Origin of the sequence: Halopseudomonas bauzanensis, assembly GCF_900114735.1 — a bacterium.
In the GTDB taxonomy this organism is placed as follows: Bacteria; Pseudomonadota; Gammaproteobacteria; order Pseudomonadales; family Pseudomonadaceae; genus Halopseudomonas; species Halopseudomonas bauzanensis.
In genome coordinates this window covers 75434-91015 of sequence record NZ_FOUA01000006.1, presented here as the reverse complement: position 1 = coordinate 91015, position 15582 = coordinate 75434, and the positions used below count along the sequence as shown (strand labels likewise).

16 protein-coding genes are annotated in these 15582 nt (G+C 60.9%); 3 read left to right on the top strand and 13 right to left on the bottom strand.

The window, feature by feature from the left end:
* Nucleotide 1 precedes the first annotated feature (1 nt).
* Genes BM267_RS13265 through rpoE form a run of 4 tightly spaced genes read right to left on the bottom strand, consistent with a single transcriptional unit; the run spans nucleotide 2 to nucleotide 2679 of the window.
* A complete protein-coding gene (locus tag BM267_RS13265; protein WP_074780968.1) occupies nucleotides 2-475 on the bottom strand; it encodes a SoxR reducing system RseC family protein in 474 nt (157 codons plus the stop codon).
* Nucleotides 472-1428, bottom strand: coding sequence for a MucB/RseB C-terminal domain-containing protein (locus BM267_RS13260; RefSeq protein ID WP_143063080.1), 957 nt, complete (start codon nucleotides 1426-1428; stop codon nucleotides 472-474). Before BM267_RS13260 ends, BM267_RS13265 begins: the two co-directional genes overlap by 4 nt.
* A complete protein-coding gene (locus BM267_RS13255) occupies nucleotides 1428-2051 on the bottom strand; it encodes a sigma-E factor negative regulatory protein (RefSeq protein ID WP_074780971.1) in 624 nt (207 codons plus the stop codon). Before BM267_RS13255 ends, BM267_RS13260 begins: the two co-directional genes overlap by 1 nt.
* 52 nt (nucleotides 2052-2103) lie before the next feature.
* The gene (gene rpoE / locus BM267_RS13250) at nucleotides 2104-2679 is read right to left on the bottom strand and encodes an RNA polymerase sigma factor RpoE (RefSeq protein WP_036990964.1); all 576 of its coding nucleotides are present in this window, start codon (nucleotides 2677-2679) and stop codon (nucleotides 2104-2106) included.
* Between the two features lie 290 nt (nucleotides 2680-2969).
* Here rpoE and nadB point away from each other — a divergent pair, with 290 nt between their 5' ends.
* Entirely contained in the window at nucleotides 2970-4583 is a 1614-nt protein-coding gene (gene nadB / locus BM267_RS13245; protein ID WP_036990967.1) for an L-aspartate oxidase, read from the top strand.
* Here the strand turns inward: nadB and BM267_RS13240 are convergent.
* Both BM267_RS13240 and BM267_RS13235 read right to left on the bottom strand, forming a co-directional pair.
* A complete protein-coding gene (locus BM267_RS13240; protein WP_051611091.1) occupies nucleotides 4552-5004 on the bottom strand; it encodes a hypothetical protein in 453 nt (150 codons plus the stop codon). The two genes, nadB and BM267_RS13240, sit on opposite strands and share 32 nt — an antisense overlap.
* Nucleotides 4988-5242: an FAD assembly factor SdhE gene (locus BM267_RS13235; protein ID WP_036990971.1), complete on the bottom strand. Its 255-nt coding sequence runs from the start codon at nucleotides 5240-5242 to the stop codon at nucleotides 4988-4990. The genes BM267_RS13240 and BM267_RS13235 overlap by 17 nt, the downstream gene beginning before the upstream one ends.
* A 146-nt stretch (nucleotides 5243-5388) precedes the next feature.
* Between BM267_RS13235 and ygfZ the strand changes: the two genes are divergently transcribed.
* Nucleotides 5389-6378 (top strand): CAF17-like 4Fe-4S cluster assembly/insertion protein YgfZ, encoded by a 990-nt coding sequence (gene ygfZ, locus BM267_RS13230; protein ID WP_074780974.1) that lies wholly within the window; start codon nucleotides 5389-5391, stop codon nucleotides 6376-6378.
* A 15-nt stretch (nucleotides 6379-6393) separates the two neighbouring features.
* Nucleotides 6394-7227 carry an HDOD domain-containing protein gene (locus tag BM267_RS13225; RefSeq protein ID WP_036990974.1) on the top strand — a complete coding sequence of 278 codons (834 nt, stop codon included), beginning with the start codon at nucleotides 6394-6396 and terminating at the stop codon, nucleotides 7225-7227.
* A gap of 9 nt (nucleotides 7228-7236) precedes the next feature.
* On the opposite strand, the gene BM267_RS13220 is transcribed toward BM267_RS13225, so the two are convergent.
* The 7 genes from BM267_RS13220 to recJ form a co-directional block, all read right to left on the bottom strand.
* Complete coding sequence (locus BM267_RS13220; protein ID WP_036990975.1) at nucleotides 7237-8052, bottom strand: enoyl-CoA hydratase; 816 nt, start codon at nucleotides 8050-8052, stop codon at nucleotides 7237-7239.
* A gap of 74 nt (nucleotides 8053-8126) precedes the next feature.
* Nucleotides 8127-8819: a uracil-DNA glycosylase gene (ung, locus tag BM267_RS13215; RefSeq protein ID WP_143063081.1), complete on the bottom strand. Its 693-nt coding sequence runs from the start codon at nucleotides 8817-8819 to the stop codon at nucleotides 8127-8129.
* A 2-nt stretch (nucleotides 8820-8821) separates the two neighbouring features.
* Complete coding sequence (locus BM267_RS13210; protein ID WP_074780977.1) at nucleotides 8822-9151, bottom strand: hypothetical protein; 330 nt, start codon at nucleotides 9149-9151, stop codon at nucleotides 8822-8824.
* Between the two features lie 9 nt (nucleotides 9152-9160).
* Nucleotides 9161-10444: a flavohemoglobin expression-modulating QEGLA motif protein gene (locus tag BM267_RS13205; protein ID WP_074780980.1), complete on the bottom strand. Its 1284-nt coding sequence runs from the start codon at nucleotides 10442-10444 to the stop codon at nucleotides 9161-9163.
* A 628-nt stretch (nucleotides 10445-11072) separates the two neighbouring features.
* Nucleotides 11073-12575: a lysine--tRNA ligase gene (gene lysS, locus BM267_RS13200; protein ID WP_036990982.1), complete on the bottom strand. Its 1503-nt coding sequence runs from the start codon at nucleotides 12573-12575 to the stop codon at nucleotides 11073-11075.
* Nucleotides 12576-12640: 65 nt separating this feature from the next.
* Nucleotides 12641-13736, bottom strand: a protein-coding gene (gene prfB / locus BM267_RS13195) for a peptide chain release factor 2 (RefSeq protein WP_136869109.1) whose coding sequence is annotated in 2 segments (ribosomal slippage) — nucleotides 12641-13663 and nucleotides 13665-13736 — 1095 coding nt in all. Because the reading frame shifts where the segments join, the coding sequence is not laid out codon by codon here.
* A 126-nt stretch (nucleotides 13737-13862) separates the two neighbouring features.
* Nucleotides 13863-15581 carry a single-stranded-DNA-specific exonuclease RecJ gene (gene recJ, locus BM267_RS13190; RefSeq protein WP_074780983.1) on the bottom strand — a complete coding sequence of 573 codons (1719 nt, stop codon included), beginning with the start codon at nucleotides 15579-15581 and terminating at the stop codon, nucleotides 13863-13865.
* Nucleotide 15582 lies beyond the last annotated feature (1 nt).

Below are 15582 nucleotides of genomic sequence, written 5' to 3'. Positions count from 1 at the left end.
ATTAGTAATTGCTCCTTTCTTGAGTACCGCTGACAACATTCAACTTGCCCACCCGGCTAACTACCTGCGGCGTGAAATCCGGATCCGCATCAAGGCGACCGGCATACCAGCGCATGGCAACGAATCCCAGACCAAGGCCGGAAAACCCGGCAAGAATAATCGACGGCTCGCCAGCCCCGAAAACCTGGGCCAGCAATGCGAAGCTGAACAGCCCCAGCAGCGGCACCATATAGATCAGAGATGAGCCGCGCAGCATGGCGTTTTCGGGAATACCAATGATGACCTCCTCACCGACTCGACAGGCCCGATCATCCAGTGCCCTAATCAAGCCCCGACGCGCGCCACCCATGCGTTGCAACAGGGATTGACCGCATCCGGCCCGGGCCTGGCAACTGGAACAGGCGCTGCGTCGAATGGTTTCGACCCAGACCGCACCCTGCTCCACGCTCAACACCCTAGCCTGCTCCTCAATCACGGCTGCGCACCGGTCACGGCCTGGCTGAGAGATTCAGCAATCCGCTCGGCGGTTATTGGCGGTATCTCGCCGACCACCGTAGCAAGATACAGGTCATCCGCTGCCACCAGGCGGCGACTTACCGCTACCGTGGGCCCGAGCTGCGCCCGCAGGTCCTCGGCCAGGCTGTCTTTGCCCAAAGGCTCGATGAACAGGGTAAAGCGGGCCAGGCCATCGGAATAGATCTGAGTGGCGATGCGGGTATCGCTGTCCTTCAGCGTCTGCACCTGCCGATGCCCCAGGGTGAATCCCGGCGGCAGCCAGAGCGGCTCCCAGAAATTCACATCATCCGTGGGCACATCCTCGGCAGCAGCCAGTTCCAGGCACGAGCTGCCGGGCCGCAGATCCTGATCCGAGGGGTTATCGAAGCTGATAGTGGTGAACTGAAAACGCTCGAGCAATTCGCGACCGTCATCCACCAACAGGGACTTGAGCAGCAGCCCGGTCTCCTGGTCCAGATAGAGTTCATAGGCGTAGCGGAAGGCGTCGCGTGGCTGCACGGAAATGACAGTCACCGGGCGCGAGGCGATCCGCGTATCTCCAAGCACGCGCAACCCGTACCAGTCAGTGAGACCAGCAGGATTCTTGTTCAGTTGGGGAATATTTTGCGGCGTTCTGCCCTGGGAAAGGGAGGTAGCGCAGACCAGACGACCATCGCGGCGCACCCACTCCTGATGGCGACCCGCGCTTTGCACCAGACGCTCATGAACCTTGCCGTCTTCGACCTGGCGCCAGATATTCTGGGTGGTAAAGATACCGGAGCGCTCGTAGACATAGGCTCCGTGGTAACTCTGCTCACGGGTAGCCTGATCCATACGCTCCAGCCATTTGATGCTGTCTTCAGCCGAGAGGCCTGGAGCCAGCAACAGGGCGGCCAATCCCGACCACCCCAACACATACTTCAATCGTGACACTAATTATTTTCCAGGCTCGCTGCGCGGGCGTAAGGGACGAGGTTCGGCGCGGCTTGGGCGCTGTTCTCTGCATGCCGGCGCAGATAACTGCCAATGCGCTGTTCCTGCCAAGCCGATGGCCCAGACGCCTGCGGTTGCGGTTCAGCCTGATCGGCAAGCGAAGTGAAGCCAGCCAGCACCGCGCCTGAACGGGCTTGCGCAGGTACAGCGGTTACCGGCGAGGTGCCAGCAGCAGGTGCCGTACGCTCGATGGCCGCCATGGTATTACTGCTGTCAGGCATGCCTTCCTGGTTCACCATGCGTACACCCACCAGTACCGCGAGGGTAACGGAGGCGGCCACTGCAACCCGACCCAACTGCATCTTCCAGCGCGTTGGCGCCACTGTCGGAGCTGCCGCCGGAACTGGCTCATCAGCCAAGGCCGCAGCGATACCGGCAGACAGGTCGACACCCGGCTGCCAAGGCTCCTTGTGCATGACGGACCGTGCCAGTTGGTAACGCTCCCAGCTACGACGGACGTCCGGATCCTGTTCACCGGCATGAAGGACGCGGCGCAGTTCCAGTTGCTCTGCCTCGTCATCCATGAGCGCGGAGAGAGTCTCCCGCAAGGATTCGCTTCTCATTGCTCTACCTCTACTGTATAGGCCCCGCTGGGGCGTCACCGTTTCCCTTTCCTCACGCTTCAAGCAGAGGTTTCAGGGCTTTATCGATGGCCTCCCGTGCTCTGAAGATCCTTGATCGCACAGTCCCCACCGGGCATTCCATCACGTTTGCAATATCTTCATAACTGAGACCTTCGAATTCGCGTAATGTCAGCGCCATTCGTAAGTCTTCCGGCAACAATTGCAGTGTTCTGTTGACCACTTGCTCAATTTCGTCCCGCAGCAGATCCCGCTCGGGAGAATGGATATCCTTGAGTGCACTGTCACCATCGTAATATTCGGCATCCTCGGCGGCGATGTCCGAATCGGGCGGACGTCGTCCCCTGGCGACCAGGTAATTCTTGGCGGTATTGATCGCAATCCGATACAGCCAGGTATAAAACGCGCTGTCCCCTCTGAAATTCGCCAAAGCGCGATACGCCTTGATGAACGCTTCCTGGGCCACATCCTGCGCCTCATGGGAGTCATGCACAAAACGCGTGACCAGAGCCAGAATCTTGTGCTGGTATTTAAGTACGAGCAGGTCGAAGGCCCGCTTGTCCCCCTGTTGCACCCGTTCGACCAGTTGTTGGTCGGTTTGTTCAGTCATTTCCGGCACCACCGCAACTATCTGCCGGATTTATTCTATTGCGATAGACCCGCGATGTAACCAAAAGTTCTCCCCTCACTCAGGTTCAGCTGTATGAGCCTGCGGCGACAGAAAAGTTCCGCAGCACGATGGCCAATTGATGATATCCAGGCATTCACTCACACCGCGCGCCGGCATCATGTGGCAGTATTGTGAATTACTTACCTTATATATACTACCCCGGCACAGCGCGGTATCTGGCTGCTTCCGCCAGCCAGCTCGCTCACCGGAAACCGAACCAAGAGATCCCAATGACCCGACAACGGCAATACGACGTACTGGTAATCGGCAGCGGCGCGGCAGGCCTCACACTGGCTCTGCATCTGGCGGACAATCTGCGCATCGCCGTGATCAGCAAGGGCCAGCTGTCGGAGGGCTCGACCTTCTGGGCCCAGGGCGGTGTAGCCGCGGTGCTGGATGATGCCGACACTGTAGATGCCCATGTCCAGGACACATTGATTGCCGGCGGCGGGCTCTGCCATGAAGACGCCGTTCGTCAGATCGTCGGCGACAGCCGGGATGCCATCGGCTGGCTGGTGGACCAGGGCGTTCCCTTTACCCGCGGTCGGCGGGAAGATGGCAGCGAAACCGATGACTTCCATCTCACCCGGGAGGGCGGTCACAGCCACCGGCGCATCATTCACGCTGCGGACGCCACCGGGGCAGCGATCTTCAATACCCTGCTGCGTCAGGCGCAATCCCACAGCAATATCGAGCTACTGGAAGATCACGTCGCGGTCGATCTGATCACCAGCACCAAACTCGGCCAGCAGGGCAATCGCTGCCTGGGCGCCTATATCCTCAATCGTGGCAGCGGCCATGTGGAGACCTTCGGCGCTCGCTTCACCGTACTGGCCACCGGTGGCGCCAGCAAGGTGTACCTCTATACCAGCAATCCTGACAGCGCATCTGGCGATGGCATTGCCATGGCCTGGCGCGCCGGTTGCCGGGTGGCCAACATGGAGTTCAACCAGTTCCACCCCACTTGCCTCTATCACCCAAAAGCCAAGAGCTTCCTCATCACCGAGGCCTTGCGTGGCGAGGGCGCGGTGCTCAAGCTGCCGGATGGCAGCCGCTTCATGCCACGCTTCGATCCACGGGCCGAACTGGCGCCGCGCGATATCGTCGCCCGGGCCATCGACCATGAAATGAAGCGCCTGGGTCTGGATTGCGTGTACCTGGATATCAGCCATAAACCGGCGGATTTCATTCGCCAGCATTTCCCCACCGTGCATGAGCGCTGCCTGAGCTTCGGCATCGACATCACCCGCGAGCCCATCCCGGTAGTACCGGCGGCGCACTACACCTGCGGTGGCGTGATGGTGGAGCAAACCGGACTGACCGACGTCGACAATCTCTACGCCATCGGCGAAACCAGCTTCACCGGTCTGCATGGCGCCAACCGCATGGCCAGCAATTCCCTGCTCGAGTGCATTGTCTATGGCCGCGCCGCCAGCCGCGACATTCTGCAGAAACTGCCGACCTCACAGCTACCCACCGACCTGCCTCACTGGGACGAGAGCCAGGTAATCGACTCGGACGAGGACGTGATCATCTCGCATAACTGGGAAGAGCTGCGGCGCTTCATGTGGGACTATGTCGGCATCGTGCGAACCACCAAGCGCCTGCAGCGAGCCAAGCACCGGGTCGATATGTTGCTCGCGGAGATCCACGAGTTCTACAGCAACTACACCGTCTCGCGGGATCTGCTGGAGCTGCGCAACCTGGCGGTCGTGGCCGACCTGATCATCCGCTCGGCCATGCTCCGTCATGAAAGCCGCGGGTTGCACTACACGCTGGACTACCCGGATCTGCTGCCAGAAGCCCGGGATACTATTCTGCAGCCGCCCAGCGCTGACGACTGAACCTCAAGCGCAGACGCAACCGCCGCAGCGAATCCTCCGCGGCGGCGTCCGCCGGCAGAATCACCGATACCGGCAGCAACCGCCCCGGCTCGCGCAGACGCACCACCGTCAGCAAGGCGCTGACATAGGTATCGGCCAACAGCCGAGCACCCATTTCCGAGCCGTCGCGGCGCAACACGTGCCAGCCCTGGCTGTCGAACCGCAGTCCTGTCACCGAGTGGGCATGGCGCAGGCTGACCTGCCGGGGCCAGATCCACAGGCAATACATCCACAACAGCAAGGCACACAGCGAGGCCGGCAGCAACGGCAGCGCGCTGCGGTACAGGGCCATGCAACCAAGCATGGTCAGGAATATGATGAGGCCACCCAGCCAGCGCGACGGCTGGCGCTTGAGCAGCAGTGAATCAGTCGGGTTGGACACGATCCAATATCATCCTCACAATGCGTTTGAGATCCGGATCTTCCGGCTCCCCACGCTGCATGAACCAGACGAACATATCCTGATCCTCGCATTCCAGCAGTCGCCGGTAGCGAGCCTGATCCTCTTCGTCCAGTGACGAATACACCTCTTCCAGAAAGGGTAGCAGCAGCACGTCCAGCTCCAGCATGCCGCGCCGGCTATGCCAGAACAATCGCTTCTTTTCCACCTCGGCCGTCATTGCCATCTCCAATCGGTTGATTCGCCTTCATGGTCGGCATTATACCCGCTGCGCTTGATCAAGGCACTGACAAGCCAGAAGCAGCCCCCTATCATGTGACAGAATAGATGCACCGCCATTCCCGTCCACCGGAGTCAGCCAGAATCATGCATGAGACCAGAGACCTGTCCGCGTTGTTTCCCCAGCAGTCACCGGCGCCCAGCCCCGATACCGCGCTGGCGTTACTGGATCACGAACGCGTTCTTGACGTCAGCGGCGTGGATGCGACCCGCTTTCTTCAGGGCCAGCTCACCTGCGATGTAGCTGCCCTGGCCACAGGCGGCAGCATCCTGGGGGCCCGCTGCAACCCCAAGGGCCGGATGCAATCAAGCTTCCGGCTGCTCAAGCTGTCGGATGAACGTTATCTGCTGGCGATGGATGCCCCCTTGTTGGAGCCACAACAGGCGGATCTGGCGAAGTATGCCGTTTTCTTCAAGGTGCAGCTCAATGATTGCACCGAGCAATGGGTACGCCTGGGGCTCTGGGGCCCGCAAGCGGCCGATGCCTCGGCCGCCGTCGATCTTGGCCAGAACGCTGACGAAGCTGATGCCGGACTAGCGGTTGCCTTGAGTCACGACGTCATGGAACTCTGGGTGCCAGCCGATCGCGCCAGGGAAATCATCAATGCTCTGACCGATAAAGCCCAACCCGTTGCACTGAATGCCTGGCAACTGCGGCTGATCCGCCTCGGCATCGGTCAGGTGCGCAGTCAGACCCGGGAGAGCTTCATTCCGCAAATGCTCAACCTGCAGCAACTGGGCGGTGTCAGCTTCAAGAAAGGCTGTTATACCGGGCAGGAAATCGTCGCGCGGATGCAGTATCTGGGCAAGCTCAAGCGTCGCATGTATCGCCTGACCTGGGCCGGCGACAGCCTGCCGGAACCCGCCACCCCCATTATCGACGGCAACAGCGGCCAGGCCGTAGGCGAAGTGGTGACGGCGGCCCGCAGCGATGAATGCATCGAACTGCTTGCGGTACTGCAGAACGAAGCGGCACAATTGGCGACATTGAGCGTCTCCGATATCAGCAAGCCAGCATTGGAGTTGGCAACGCTACCTTACGAAGAGCAAATGGCCGCCGAGGCTGCCGGCGAATAATCAAGGAAGAATGTCATGACGGATCTGGCCCTGCGCGTACAGGAAGAATTGATTCAGGCGATCGAGCGCGACCAATTGGTGTTGCCAACGCTGCCCGAGGTCGCCCTGCGCATCCGCGAAGCCGCCGAGGACCCGGATATCGGTATCAGCGAGCTGGTCCGGCAGATCAGTACCGATACCGCCCTTAGCGCACGCCTGATCAAGGTGGTCAACAGCCCCCTGCTGCGCTCACGCCAGGAAATAACCGACCTGAGCATGGCGGTCAACCGCCTGGGTATCGTCTATACCGCCAACCTGGCCACCGGTCTGGCGATGGCGCAGCTGTTCCAGGCAACCACCGATGTCATCGACCGGAAGATGCGCGAGGTCTGGGCACGCAGCACCGAGGTAGCGGGCATCAGCCATGTGCTCTGCCAGCACTACACTCGCCTCAAGCCCGATCAGGCCACTCTCGCTGGACTGGTACATCAGATCGGCGTGCTGCCGATTCTCAGCTATGCCGAAGAACACAGCCAACTGCTGAACGACTCCATCAGCCTGGGTATCATCATCGATCAGATTCATCCGGTGCTGGGTGACCGTATCCTGGCCGCCTGGGATTTTCCCGAGCCGCTGCGCCACGTGCCTAGCCAACACCTGGATTTTCAGCGCAACCCGGGCCAGGCGGATTACGCGGATATCGTCCAGGTCGCGATGCTGCAGAGCCTGGCCGATAGCGATCACCCCCATGCGCAGCTCGACTGGAGTGAAATCTCCTCCTTCGACCGCCTCGGCCTCGATCCGACTGGCGACCAGGAGCAGGAAGACCTGTCGGCAGAGATGGAAGCCGCCATGCTGCTACTCGGCTGAAATCGACCTTCAGCGGTTGGTCCATTGCGGCGGGCGCTTTTGCAGAAAAGCGCTCACCCCCTCCCTGGTATCCTCCAGATCGAACAGATCGACGAAGCGTTCGCGCTCGGCCGACAGCAGGCTATTGAGCGGCTGACTGCGCGCGCCCTGGATCAATTGCTTGCAGGCCTTTACCGCCTGCGGACTCTGCCGGCTGACCTGGGCCGCCAGGCGCAACGCCGTAGCCAGGGCCTGCCCCTCTTCCACCACCTCTTCGACCAGGCCGATGCGCTCAGCCTTGACTCCGTCGATGCGCTCACCACAGAGGATCATCCGCTTGGCCCAGCCCTCACCGACCAGCCATGCCAGTGCCTGGGTGCCACCGGCGCAAGGCAGCAAGCCAACGCTGGCCTCCGGCAACCCCAGCTGCGCCTGGCGCTCGGCGATGCGAATATCACAGGCCAGCGCACACTCCAGTCCACCGCCCAAGGCATAGCCATTGAGGGCAGCGATGGTTACCCCGGAAAAATCCCTCAGCGCCTCGAATGCCTGACCGAACAGTCGCGCCACCAGACGCGCATGGGCCTTGTCACCCTCGGCGAACATCTGCAAATCGGCGCCAGCGGAAAAGAACCGCTCGCCACGACCGATGATCACCAGGGCATAGATATCCGGATCGTCACTGAGATGACCAATAAGCTCGTACAGGCCATGCAGGGTATCGGTATCCCAGGTATTGGCCGGCGGATTGTCGATGGTCAGCAGGGCGGTATGCCCCGCCTTCTGCACTACCAGCTTGTCGGTACGCGGAACCAGCGCGGTGTAGGGCTGCAGAGCATGCTCCATGACGGACTCCTTTCAGATGTCGGAGCCTTCATCATTGAACATCCCGGCGCCGGCATCAAGCCGACCCCGATTCACTAGCGGGGTTCAGGCAATCGCCAGTCAACAGGCTCGCGGCCCTGCTCGATCAGATAGGCGTTGGCTGCGGAAAAGTGGCCGCTGCCAATGAACCCGCGGTGGGCCGACAGTGGCGATGGATGCACACTTTGGAGCACCAGGTGACGAGAGCGGTCGATCTGCTGACCTTTTTTCTGCGCGTAGCTACCCCAAAGCATGAACACCAGATGCTCACATTGGGTATTGAGGATATCGATAATCCGCGAAGTGAAGCGCTCCCACCCGCGATTGGCATGGGCACCAGCCTGCCCTTGAGTGACGGTGAGCACCGCATTGAGTAGCAGCACACCCCGCTCGGCCCAAGGCCGCAAGTCGCCCTGGGTTGGAATCGGATGCCCCAGATCGCGCTGGATCTCCTTGAAGATATTCTTCAGCGACGGCGGCGGGCGCACCCCTGGCTGCACGGAAAAGCTCAACCCGTGCGCCTGTCCAGGCCCGTGATACGGGTCCTGACCGATGATGACCACCTTCACCTTATCCAACGGCGTGGTATTCAGCGCATTGAAGATCATCGGCCCCGGCGGATAGACCACCTTGCCGGCAGCCTTCTCGGCCAGCAGAAACTCACGCAATTGCTGCATGTAGGGCTGTTCGAACTCGTCGCCCAGCGCCTGTTTCCAGTCCTCGGCCAACTGTACCGAACGGCTGCCCATGATCATTGCGCCAGCGGCACGGATTGAGCATTGCAACGCACCACGCGCTGGCGGTTATCGACCAGCAGGCCGGACAGGCCGTTATGCCGGGTGTCATGCAGGATCATCACCCCATCCACACATTCGGCCGTATGGTTGGCGGCCTTGGCCTGCAACTGCCCCGCCTCATCCGAGCCGATGGTCACCAGACTGAATTCGGCCACCAGCAGACCTTCTTCCTCCCGCGCAAAATTCAGGTACCCGTAGAAATGCAATACGGCCATGGTTAGAAACAAAGTGCCCAGGGCGGTGAGGATATAAGGCAGTTTGTTGGTTTCCGTTTGTTCACTCATGCAAAACTCCTACAGAATATTGGCGTAATCGGCCTCGATGCGATCGAGGCTGAGATTGGTCAGAAACCCGGAAAAGCACATCCAGGCACTCAATGCGTTCAGGTCGGCAAAGGGTTCCGGCAGATAGCGCGGCGGCACCACCAGCCCCTCCTCCACCAGTTGCCCGAGGGTGCGCATGTCTTCCAGGGTGGTCTTGCCACAAAACAGCAGCGGAATCTGTTGCAGCTTGCCCTGGCGCACTGCCAGCTGGATGTAGTTGTAGGTCAGGATAAAACCCTTGAGGTAGGCCAGGTCCTTGGTGAACGGCAGGCCATCGCTGCTCGAGCCACGGAATACGCGGCTGGCATTGTTGTAGCTGTCGTCCTCGCTGTAGCCTTCACCCCGATAAAAACCGAACACATCGAGAAAATCGCCACCGGACTCGGCCAGCTGGATTGCCTGGGTGCGGTTGGTGAGCTTGCGCAGGCGCGAAGGATAGGAGGCGAAGGTAATGATCTCCATCAGGATCGCCAGCCCTTCCTGGGTTACCGTGGACGACGGTGGCCCCTTGGCCAGGAATGTACAGATCGGCTGATGCTGGCCATTCAGACTGGTCGCCACATGCACCATGCCCTCATGCACGGCCAGAATCTTCAGATCGCGCTGGTTGAACAACGCATCGCTGCGGATCTTGATGTAGTCGGCGCCAGCGGCAGCATCGGCGACGATGCCGTCGGATTCAAATACGCGCACCGCCCGATCATCGGGGAACACCTGATCCATCTGCGCCTGCAATATGGCGACGGCCTCGGGCGCAGCGATGGTCTTGGGTTCATGGCCCAGATCATTGCCGATATTGCTCAGCGATTCGCTGAGCATGATGCCAAGATCGGTGATGGTCGGGTCGCCGGCATGGAAGGCATCGGAGGCCGAGCCGTACAGCTCCTGGGAAATGCGCCCCATCTCGGGCGTGCCGCGCGCTTCGAGCATGCGGATGACCATGCGGTATTCCCGACACATGCGCCGCATGATCTGGCCCACCGGATTGAAGGTGCCGAGCTGGCGGGTGATATCGCGCTCGATATCCTGAAACACCTGCAAACGCTCGGCCGGGTCGAAGGCCATCGGGCGACGCTTGTAATAATCCGGACCGACATCCGGGAGCTTCTTGCAGCCATCACGGAAGAACTGATCGCGAATGCTGTCATCCCACTTGATAGCATCCAGCACCCGAATCGGCGCCTGAGCCTCGACAATACGGTCGGACAGGCTGCGGATAACCAGTTGGTACTGCTCGCTCTGTTTTACCGCCATGCAGCGCTCCCTATGTTCTCGCTCATTTGCTCGTCGCCGATGCTCGGTGTTCAGTGCTCGGCGGCTCGGTGTCGTGCAGGGAAACATTGATCTGGCTGGCTTGTGGAGCGGCCAGATCAGGTACTGCCCAGCCCGGACACGCGGCAAGTACGTCCATGTAGCTCGCGGTTGCCATCCCTGGCAACCGACGGTCCGGGCTGGGCAGTACCTGACCCGGCTCATAAGCCGCAGTGTGGATCAATGTTTCCGGCGAGTCCGTTTTTCGGGATGTAGCGCACCCGCGCTACACCTTGCAACCGGGCAGAAAACTTAAAAGTCTTCAATACACAATGCACTACAACCTGAAAAACCAGCCCTTATAAAACCATCCCGGAAAGCGGATCATCACACAAACCGTACAGCGGGATTGGGGGCGAGCTATGTGGGACCGTCGGTTGCCAGGGATGGCAACCGCGAGCTTACAGGGACGTACTCGCAGCGTGTCCCACATAGCTCGCCCCCAATCCCGCCACCCACAATCCAACCTGATCCGCTTTCCTTGCACAGAGCCACAACCAACATCCAACCCATAACCCTGGATTCCCCGCCTTCGCGAAGAATGACGGGGTAAAGGGCAATTACCCGATACTTAAACCTCAGGCCGCATATGCGGGAACAGGATCACATCGCGGATCGACGGCGAGTCGGTCAGCAGCATCACCAGGCGGTCGATGCCAATGCCTTCGCCAGCGGTCGGCGGCATGCCGTATTCCAGGGCGCGGACGAAGTCGGCGTCGAAGTGCATGGCTTCGTCGTCGCCGGCATCTTTCTCAGCCACCTGGGCGTGAAAGCGCTCGGCCTGGTCCTCGGCGTCGTTCAACTCCGAATAGGCATTGGCGATCTCGCGGCCACCGATGAACAGCTCGAAGCGATCGGTCACGCTGGGGTCTTCATCGTTACGTCGCGCCAGCGGCGATACCTCGAAGGGATAGCGGGTGATGAAGGTCGGCTGCTCCAGCAAATGCTCCACCAGCTCCTCGAAGATCATCACCTGCAGCTTGCCCAGCCCTTCATGGCCCAGCACCTTGGCGCCAGCCTTCTTCGCGATCTCCCGGGCCCGGTCAATATTGGTCAGATCATCCGCGCTCAGTTCCGGATTGTATTTGAGGATAGAGTCAAATACCGACAACCGCGCAAAGGGCTCGCCAAAATGGAACACCTTGTCGCCGTAGGGCACATCGGTGGTGCCCAACACCGCCTGGGCCAGCTCGCGGAACAACTCCTCGGTCAGGTCCATGTTGTCTTCGTAATCAGCGTAGGCCTGGTAGAACTCGAGCATGGTGAACTCGGGGTTGTGCCGGGTCGAAACACCTTCGTTACGGAAGTTGCGGTTGATCTCGAAGACCTTCTCGAAGCCGCCAACTACCAGCCGTTTGAGATACAGCTCCGGTGCGATGCGCAGGTACATCGGCAGATCCAGCGCATTGTGGTGCGTCTCGAACGGCTTGGCTGCGGCACCACCGGGGATGGTCTGCAGCATCGGGGTTTCCACTTCCAGGAAGCCGCGCTCGCTGAGGAAACGGCGGATCTGGGAAATCACCTGGGAGCGCACGCGGAATGTATCGCGCACTTCTTCATTGACGATCAGGTCAACGTAGCGCTGGCGGTAGCGCTGCTCGGTATCGGTCAGGCCGTGGTGCTTGTCCGGCAGCGGGCGCAGGGACTTGGTCAGCAGCTGGACCGCCGTCATGTGCACATACAGGTCACCCTTGCCGGAACGCGCCAGCGTGCCTTCGGCGGCGATGATGTCGCCCAGGTCCCAGGTCTTGATCGCTTCCAGGGTCTCGGCGGGCAAGCCCTTGCGGTCAACGTAGACCTGGATGCGTCCGCTCATGTCCTGCAGCACCATGAACGCACCGCGGTTGAGCATGATGCGCCCCGCCACCTTGACCGCAATGGCGGCCTCGGCCAGCTCTTCCTTGCTGCTGTCGGCATACTTCTGCTGCAGATCGCCGGCCAGACTGTCGCGACGGAAATCATTCGGGAAAACATTGCCCTTGGCGCGCTCTACCGCAAGCTTATCCTTGCGCAGGGCGATCAGGCTGTTTTCTTCCTCTTGCAGTGCATGCTCGTTCAGCGGTTGTTCACTCATTTCGGTGTCCTGGGTAAATCAATTCGGTAATGGTGCAGGGTGTCGGCAGTGTCGTCAGGGCCCGGTTACAGGCCCTGTTTCAGACTGGCTTCAAGGAACTCGTTGATGTCGCCATCCAGCACGCCGTCGCAATCGCTGTCTTCGATGCCGGTGCGCAGATCCTTGATCCGCGACTGGTCGAGTACATAGGAGCGGATCTGATGGCCCCAGCCGATATCCGACTTGCTGTCTTCCTGTGCCTGGGACGCCTCGGTGCGTTTCTGCATCTCCAGCTCGTACAACTTGGCCCGCAACATCTTCATCGCGGTGTCCTTGTTGGCGTGCTGGGACCGTTCGTTCTGGCAACTGACCACGGTATTGGTCGGGATGTGGGTGATCCGCACCGCCGAATCAGTGGTGTTAACGTGCTGACCACCAGCGCCCGAGGAGCGGTAGGTGTCGATGCGCAGGTCAGACGGGTTGATCTCGATCTCGATGTTGTCATCGATTTCCGGCGACACGAACACCGCAGTGAACGAGGTGTGACGACGATTGCCGGAATCATACGGGCTCTTGCGCACCAGCCGGTGTACGCCGATTTCGGTGCGCAGCCAGCCGTAAGCGTAAGAGCCCTTGATGTGAACGGTGGCACCCTTGATACCGGCAACCTCGCCCGCGGTCAGCTCCATGATGGTCGCTTCGAAACCATTCTGGTCGGCCCAGCGCAGATACATGCGCAGCAGCATGTTCGCCCAATCCTGGGCCTCGGTACCGCCGGAGCCCGACTGGATATCCAGATAGGCGTTGTTCTCATCCATCTCGCCGCTGAACATGCGGCGAAACTCCAGCGCTTCCAGGCGCTTCTGCAAACGCTCCAGCTCGCTGGTCACGTCGGCAACGGCCCCTTCATCATCTTCTTCGACGGCCATTTCCAGCAGTTCGGATGCGTCGCTCAGGCCGCTTTGCAGCTCGTCCAGCGTACCGACGATCTCAGCCAGGGAGGCGCGCTCGCGGCCCAGGTTCTGCGCCCGCTCGGGCTCGTTCCAGACGCTGGGGTCTTCCAGCTCGCGTTCTACTTCGGTCAGACGATCATGTTTGTGATCGTAGTCAAAGATACCCCCTGATGGTCTCGGAGCGGCCACGCAGGTCTTTGATGGTGTTCAGAATCGGATTGATTTCCATGGTGACAAATCCCGTCAGGAAAAAGGGGACATTGTAGCGGAAATCCCCGCCCCGGTGCAGTGATCAGCATGGAGGTTGCTTCGGTTCAGCAACCGAGCCGACCGCCGGGGCACAGAGCCTCGCGAGTCAGCAGGCCTGCAGGTGCCGTACCAGCAACTGCAGGCTCTGTCGTCCGCGGTACTCGTTGATATCCAGGCTGTAGGCCAACCGCACCCGGCGCACGTTGGGATCGGGCCATACCTGGGAATCGATATTGAAAGCGATGGCGTCCAGCACCTCGGTACCGCCACAGGGCTGCAGCACCATCTTCAGGTGCCGCTCGCCGACCAGCCGCTGCTGGATCAGATTGAACTCGCCATGGAAGCCCGGCTCCGGAAAATGCTGACCCCAAGGCCCAGCCTCGCGCAGGTGCGCCGCGAGTTGCAGATTGAACTCATCGACCGCCAGCTCACCATCGCTCAGCAGGCGGCCAGTCAGATCCTCGGCGCTCAGTTGGCGCCGCACTTCGCGGTCGAAAGCCGCGCGAAAATCCTCGAAATGGGTGGCTGGCAGGGACAAGCCCGCCGCCATGGCATGCCCGCCGAACTTGCTGATCAATCCCGGATTGGCTGCGGCGACGGCATCCAGCGCGTCGCGGATATGCAGGCCGGCGACCGACCTGGCCGAGCCCTTGATCTCACCCTCCCCCGCATCGGCAAAGGCAATGACCGGGCGGTGATAGCGATCCTTGAGTCGCGAGGCGAGAATGCCGATGACGCCTTGATGCCATTCGGCATCGAACAGGCACAGGCCGAACGGCAGGTCCGCTTCCTGCAGGTCCGTGGCATCCAGCATGGCCAGTGCCTGCTTCTGCATGTCTTGCTCGATGCTCTTGCGATCACGGTTGAAACCGTCCAGCTCGCTGGCCATCTCGCGCGCCAGTGATTCATCGTCGGTGAGCAGGCACTCGATACCCAGGCTCATATCATCCAGCCGCCCCGCCGCATTCAGGCGTGGCCCGATGATGAAGCCCAGATCGGTCGAAACCAGCCGCTCGGCGGGACGCCGCGCCACCTCCAGCAGCGCGCGAATGCCCGCCCGGCAACGCCCGGCACGAATACGTGCCAGCCCTTGATGCACCAGGATGCGGTTGTTGGCATCCAGCGGCACCACGTCCGCCACCGTGCCCAAGGCAACCAGGTCCAGCAGCTCGGCCAGGTTCGGCTCGGGACGCTGCGCATTGAACCAGCCACTGTCGCGCAGCGCGGTGCGCAGAGCCATCAGTACATAGAAGATCACACCGACGCCGGCAATTGCCTTGCTGGGAAAATCACAGCCGGGCTGGCTGGGGTTGACGATGGCGTCGGCCGCGGGCAGTTGCTCGGCGGGCAGATGATGATCGGTAACGACCACCTTGAGACCAGCCGCTTTGGCGGCCGCCACGCCATCGATGCTGGAAATGCCGTTATCCACGGTCACCAGCACGTCAGGCTGCCTGGTCAGCGCCACCTCGACAATTTCCGGAGTCAGGCCGTAGCCATACTCGAACCGGTTGGGCACCAGATAGTCGACCTGGGCCGCGCCCAGCGCCCGCAGCCCGAGTACCGCAACGCTGCTGGCGGTAGCGCCATCGCAATCGAAATCGCCGACGATCAATATCGACTGGTGCTGCTCCAACGCCTCGCGCAGCACCGCCACCGCCTGCTCCATACCCTTGAACAGCGTCCAGGGCAGCAGCGCTTTCAGGCTGCGGTCCAACTCCGCCGCCGATTGCACGCCGCGCGCGGCGTACAGGCGGGTCAGCAGCGGTGGCAGTTCTCCCAGGTCCGGCAGTTCGGCGGGAGCAACGCGAGTCTCGATACGCATG